Origin of the sequence: Helicobacter sp., from assembly GCF_029067145.1 — a bacterium.
GTDB lineage: Bacteria > Campylobacterota > Campylobacteria > Campylobacterales > Helicobacteraceae > Helicobacter_D.
On sequence record NZ_JAIEFA010000023.1, the window covers coordinates 1 to 6,121 of the forward strand.

A 6,121-nucleotide genomic window follows, 5' to 3' on the forward strand; every position below is an offset into this window, starting at 1 on the left:
TGCTTATCTCAAATTCTTTCAAGAAGTGCGTAAGTTAAAGAAAGAGTTTAGGGAGAAAAGGAAATGAGATTCTATTGTTTGCAGCATTATAGATTGCCACGACTTCTTACGAAGTCTCGCAATGACGAAAAACCAAAGCGTCTGCTACTCCGTCATTGCAAGGCAAAGCTGAAGCAATCTATAATGTTGCATATTTAAAATGTTAAGCAGTAGATTAATCAACATTTAATATTGTTTATGTATTATTGCCGATTTAAAGGATTAAAATGACCAATATTATTCTCTGTGGTGGAAGTGGGACAAGGCTTTTTCCATTAAGCCGTTCTAACTTTCCCAAACAATTTTTAAAAATCTTTCCAAAACGCTCCAATGTGGAGGGAGAGCAACAAAATAACGCAATGCAATCTCTTTTTCAGCTCACTCTATTGCGCAATGCGAAATTTTGTAAAGATTCTTTGATTGTTACAAATAACGAGCAATATTTCTTGAGCTTAGAACAACTTAGAGAAATTCAGAAAGATTCTAAATTTATCCTAGAATCCTCTGCTAGAAATACCGCAGCTGCAATTATCCTAGCGTGTTTAGAGTTACCAGAAGACACGCTTGTGCTAGTTACTCCAAGTGATCATCTAATCCAAGATGAAATTTCTTACGAAAAATGTCTGCAAAAAGCGCAAATTTTAGCACAAAAGGGACATTTGGTAACCTTTGGCATTACCCCTAATTTTCCAGAAACAGGTTTTGGCTACATTAAGGCAAAGGGTGAAGATGCAGAGAGTTTTAGAGAAAAGCCAGATTTAGAAACCGCCAAAATGTATGTGGATTCTAAGGATTATTTTTGGAATTCGGGAATGTTTTGTTTTAAGGTTAAAACTCTGCTTGAGGAATGCAAAGTTTATGCAAGAGAAATTTATGATTCCTGTGTAGCTGTTTCTAGTTGCGCAGAAAGATTAGAAGATGTTGTTTATCTAAAGGATATGGATAAGATTCCACAAAATAGCATTGATTATGCCATTATGGAGCAATCTAAAAATGTCAAAATAGTTCCTAGCGACATTGCTTGGAGTGATGTTGGGAGTTTTGATTCTTTGTTTAATACCTTTCCAAAAGATACGCAAAATAATGCCATAGAGGCAAATGCTACCATATTTGAATCCCAAAATAATTTTATTTATTGCGATAACCCTAAAAAAGTCATTGCCACCATTGGATTGCAGGATTCTATCGTGATTGACACGGGCGATTGTCTCCTAATATCTAAAAAGGGAGAATCTCAAAAGGTTAAAAATATTGTAGAAAAACTATCAAGCAAAGGCGACCTTTGCAAAACACATTTAACAACCTATCGTCCGTGGGGGAGTTTCACAATCCTAGAGGACAGCAAAGGATATAAAATTAAAAAAATCATCGTAAATCCGAGCAAAAGGCTTTCATTACAAAAGCATTTTCATCGTAATGAACATTGGATTGTTGTTAGTGGAACGGCAAAAGTGGAGATTGACGGGGAAGTTTCGCTTGTGCGCCCCAATGAATCTATTTATATCAAAATGGGACACGCACACCGCTTAAGCAATGAAGGCAAAATCCCTATTGTGCTTATTGAAGCACAAGTTGGAGAATACACAGGCGAAGACGACATTGTAAGAATAGAAGATGATTTTAATAGAGAATAAGAGAAAGCGTAATGAAAGTCAAACTGAAAGATACTAATTTCTTGGAAATTTTAACATATCAGATTGTATATTATATTCAAGTAGGACTTGTTCAAATATTATGTTCTTTTGTTCCACAAAAAACGATGAGACACAAGATAAGAAAGGCTTTATTTTCAAAAGAAGAGCCTTATTTATGTTTAAAAACAAAAAAAGATGGCAAATATCCTTTGTATATTCCTTCACCGCATTCCTTCTGTTCTAATCCCTCAGCGGTTTATAATGCCAAAGGTGAGAAATTACAGGTTTTCTTTATCAGATCGGATAATTATTGCGGGGGGGGGGGTAAAATTTATTGGGATATGCATAATATTGGTTTGCCTATACACTTTTACCAAGATAATTGTTGTTTTGAAACAGCAGGAAATCCATTGAAAAGATATGCTTGGCTTGTAGAGCCGCCGTGTGTGAAACCAAAGATTAATACAGCATTCCAAACTGGTCTATACAAAGATTTTGATTTAGTCTTGACGCACTCGGATAAGTTGTTAGATACCTTGCCGAACGCGCGATTATTGCTTTTTTGGAGTATTTGGTATGGTAATGAAGTTAGGAATAATCAAAGAGACAATCCAAGAATTGACGAAAATCTCTATTTGTTTAAAGAAAAAGATATTTCTATGGTGTGCTCTAACAAGCTCTTAACTCCTCTTCATCATATTAGACATTATTTTGCCAAAAGAGCTTTACAAGGTGGCAAAGTTGATATTTTTGGTGAATTTAACAATAAACTAATAATGTTTAAATCACAATCTTTGGAACATTATCGCTATCAAATTGTTATAGAAAATGAGATTTCTTCTTTTTATTTTACAGAAAAGATTTTAGATTGTTTTGCATCAATGACAATCCCTATTTATTTAGGGGCAACAAAGATTGATAAATTTTTCAATACAGACGGAATAATTATTTTAAAGGAGGATTCTGATTTAGATTCTATTTTAAAAACTTGTTGTAAAGAAGATTATGAAAATCGTTTAGAAGCAATAAAAGACAATTATCATCGTTCATTTAGCTATAATACAGAAAATAGTATTTTAGAATATATGAAATAAGGAGAGGAAATGGCAAAAAAGGTGGCATTAATCACTGGTGTTACAGGGCAAGATGGGGCATATTTAAGTGAGTTTTTACTTGATAAGGGCTATGAGGTTCACGGCATTAAAAGACGTAGCTCACTTTTTAATACCGATAGGATTGACCATCTCTTTGATGGACACCATAACAAAAAAATTCCATTCTATCTACATTATGGGGATATGACAGATTCTATGAATCTTACGCGTTTGATTGCAGAAGTCCAACCCGATGAAATCTATAATTTAGCTGCACAAAGCCACGTAGCCGTAAGCTTTGAAACGCCAGAATATACTGCAAATGCCGATGGAGTAGGCACACTTAGAATCTTAGAAGCAGTAAAGTTTTTAAATCTTATTGGCAAAACGCGTATTTATCAGGCTTCCACCTCTGAACTCTTTGGCAAGGTGCAAGAGATTCCACAAAGGGAGACTACGCCCTTTTATCCGCGCTCCCCTTATGCTGTGGCAAAAATGTATGCGTATTGGATTACGGTGAATTATAGAGAAGCTTATAATATGTTTGCGTGTAATGGAATTTTGTTTAATCACGAAAGCCCCGTGCGAGGTGAAACCTTTGTAACGCGTAAAATTACACGCGCAGCTTCTAAAATTGCACTCAATCTACAAGATAAGCTCTATCTTGGCAATTTAGACGCTAAACGCGATTGGGGACACGCTAAAGACTATGTCAAAATGATGTGGTTAATCTTGCAACACGAAAAGGCAGAAGATTGGGTAATTGCCACAGGAAAAACCACACAAGTAAGAGATTTTGTGCGTTTAGCATTTGCTTATTGTGGAATCTCATTAGAGTTTCAAGGAAGTGGAGCAGATGAAAAGGGCATTGTGAGTGCGTTAGATTTTGACAAAGCAGTAGCTCTTGGATTGGACTTGACACATCTTAAAATCGGACAAGAAGTTGTCGCGGTGGATAAACGATATTTCCGCCCAACAGAAGTGGATTTATTGCTTGGCGACCCGAGCAAAGCCGAAAAAGAGTTGGGTTGGAATCGCGAATTTGATTTGAAAGATTTAGTCAATGATATGATGGAGAGTGATTTAAAGCTTATGACTAAAGATGTGTATCTCAAAGAGGGTGGATACAAAATTATGCGGTATTTTGAATAATGAAAATTTTAATTACAGGCGGAAGCGGAATGGTAGGGAGAAATCTCATAGAAAAATCACGAGAATTTTCCTATGAGGTTCTAACACCTACAAGAGCAGAAATGGATTTACTCTCTCCTTTAAGCATACATAATTTTTTGCAAAGGAATCTACCAGATTGTATCGTGCATTGTGCGGGACTTGTTGGAGGGATTGCTGCAAATATCGCGAATCCCATTGAGTTTTTATCCACAAACGCATATATAGGGTTAAACCTCATCAGTGAATGCACAAAAATAGGCATTAAAAGATTTTTAAATCTTGCAAGCTCGTGTATGTATCCGCGCAATGCACCTAACCCATTAAGAGAAGAAATGATATTACAGGGTGAGTTAGAGCCCACAAATGAGGGTTATGCTTTAGCTAAGATTCTTGCTACAAGAATGTGTGAGTATATCACAAGAACGCAAAACGATTATTTATATAAAACCGCGATTCCTTGCAATTTATATGGCAAGTATGATAAGTTTGAGCCGACAAGAGCGCATTTAATCCCAGCAGTGATTGCAAAAATCCATAAAGCAAAAGAGCAGAATTTACCACAAGTAGAAATTTGGGGCGATGGAAGTGCTAGACGCGAATTTATGTATGCAGAAGATTTAGCAGATTTTGTCTTTTATGCGCTAGAAAACTTTGAAAAAATGCCACAAAACCTCAATGTTGGTTTGGGATATGATTACACGATTGATGAGTATTATCAAACGATTGCCAAAATAATCGGCTATGAGGGGCGATTCTATCACGATACACAAAAACCTAGCGGAATGCAGCAAAAGCTTATTGACAATACGCGCCTAAAAGCATTTGGGTGGAATCCTAAAATTAGCTTAGAAAACGGAATCCAAGAAACTTATAAATATTTTTTGGCACAAAGAAAGGAATAAAATGCAAAACTATCCTTTAGCGTCCTCAACTTGGGACGACAAAGAATTACAGGCAATTACGGCGGTTATCAAGAGTGATATTTACACGATGGGCAAGAAAGTGGCAGAGTTTGAAAGAGATTTTGCAAAATTTGTAGGCTCAAAATATGCGGTAATGACAAGCTCGGGTTCTACCGCAAATCTCATTGCCACTGCGGCATTGTTTTACACTAAGAATCCCAAACTTCAAAGAGGCGATGAAGTCATCGTCCCTGCAGTTTCGTGGAGCACGACTTATTATCCGCTTTATCAATATGGGTTGAAGTTGAAATTTGTGGATATTGATTTGCAGACGCTAAACTACGATTTAGAGGCTTTAAAAGAGGCAATCAGTGAAAAGACAAAAATGATAATGTGTGTGAATCTTCTAGGAAATCCTAACGATTTTAATGTTATTCATAAACTTATTAAAGGCAAAAATATCATTCTTTTGGAGGATAATTGCGAGTCTATGGGGGCGGAATTTGAGGGCAAACAAGCGGGGACATTTGGCATTATGGGGACATTCTCAACCTTTTATTCTCATCATATGGCAACAATGGAGGGCGGATTTGTCGTAACAGACGATGAGGAACTTTATCATATTTTGCTGTGCCTACGCGCGCACGGCTGGACAAGAAATTTACCCAAAGAGAATTTAGTTGCACCTAAAAGTGAGGATTGGTTTAGCGAATCCTTTCGCTTTATTTTGCCCGGATATAATGTGCGTCCGGTGGAAATGAGCGGGGCAATAGGGATAGAGCAGCTTAAAAAGTTACCAGATTTCTTAAAACATCGCAGAGAAAATGCAAAAATCTTTCAAAAGCATTTTGCAAACCACCCTGATTTTATTATCCAAAAAGAAATAGGTTCTAGCTCTTGGTTTGGATTTTCTTTAATTATCAAGTCAGATTCCAAACTCACAAGAAAAGAGATTATCCAAAAGTTAGAGGAAAACAAAATTGAATACCGCCCGATTGTTTCGGGGGATTTCACGCAAAATGAAGTGATGAAGTATTTTGATTATACTATTTTTGGTGAATTGAAAAATACAAAATATCTCCAAAACAAGGGCTTTTTTGTAGGAAATCATCAAGTGGATATTAGCAAACAAATTGAATTGTTAGCCCAAGTATTGTGCGGGGGGGGGGGCAAACTAAGTAGCCTTACATGCATAACGCGTTGCATAGCAAACCATACAAGCTCTGGCTATTATACACATCTCCCAGCCCCCGAGACGCTAGTGAATGGCGTATGCCGT

At 36.6% G+C, this 6,121-nt stretch carries 6 protein-coding genes; all 6 read left to right on the forward strand.

Going from position 1 to position 6,121, the window contains the following annotated elements:
- Positions 1 to 63 precede the first annotated feature (63 nt).
- Positions 64 to 198 carry a hypothetical protein gene (locus tag K2N75_RS01815; protein ID WP_297681612.1) on the forward strand — a complete coding sequence of 45 codons (135 nt, stop codon included), beginning with the start codon at positions 64 to 66 and terminating at the stop codon, positions 196 to 198.
- Between the two features lie 68 nt (positions 199 to 266).
- The gene (locus K2N75_RS01820) at positions 267 to 1,673 is read left to right on the forward strand and encodes a mannose-1-phosphate guanylyltransferase/mannose-6-phosphate isomerase (protein ID WP_297681610.1); all 1,407 of its coding nucleotides are present in this window, start codon (positions 267 to 269) and stop codon (positions 1,671 to 1,673) included.
- Positions 1,674 to 1,684: 11 nt separating this feature from the next.
- Positions 1,685 to 2,767: a glycosyltransferase family 10 gene (locus K2N75_RS01825; protein ID WP_297681608.1), complete on the forward strand. Its 1,083-nt coding sequence runs from the start codon at positions 1,685 to 1,687 to the stop codon at positions 2,765 to 2,767.
- Positions 2,768 to 2,776: 9 nt separating this feature from the next.
- Positions 2,777 to 3,919, forward strand: coding sequence for a GDP-mannose 4,6-dehydratase (gene gmd / locus K2N75_RS01830; RefSeq protein WP_297681606.1), 1,143 nt, complete (start codon positions 2,777 to 2,779; stop codon positions 3,917 to 3,919).
- Positions 3,919 to 4,842, forward strand: coding sequence for a GDP-L-fucose synthase (locus tag K2N75_RS01835; RefSeq protein WP_297681604.1), 924 nt, complete (start codon positions 3,919 to 3,921; stop codon positions 4,840 to 4,842). Before gmd ends, K2N75_RS01835 begins: the two co-directional genes overlap by 1 nt.
- Before the next feature lies 1 nt (position 4,843).
- Positions 4,844 to 6,121, forward strand: a 1,278-nt coding sequence (locus tag K2N75_RS01840) for a DegT/DnrJ/EryC1/StrS family aminotransferase (RefSeq protein ID WP_300119852.1), incomplete at its 3' end; no start/stop codon positions are given.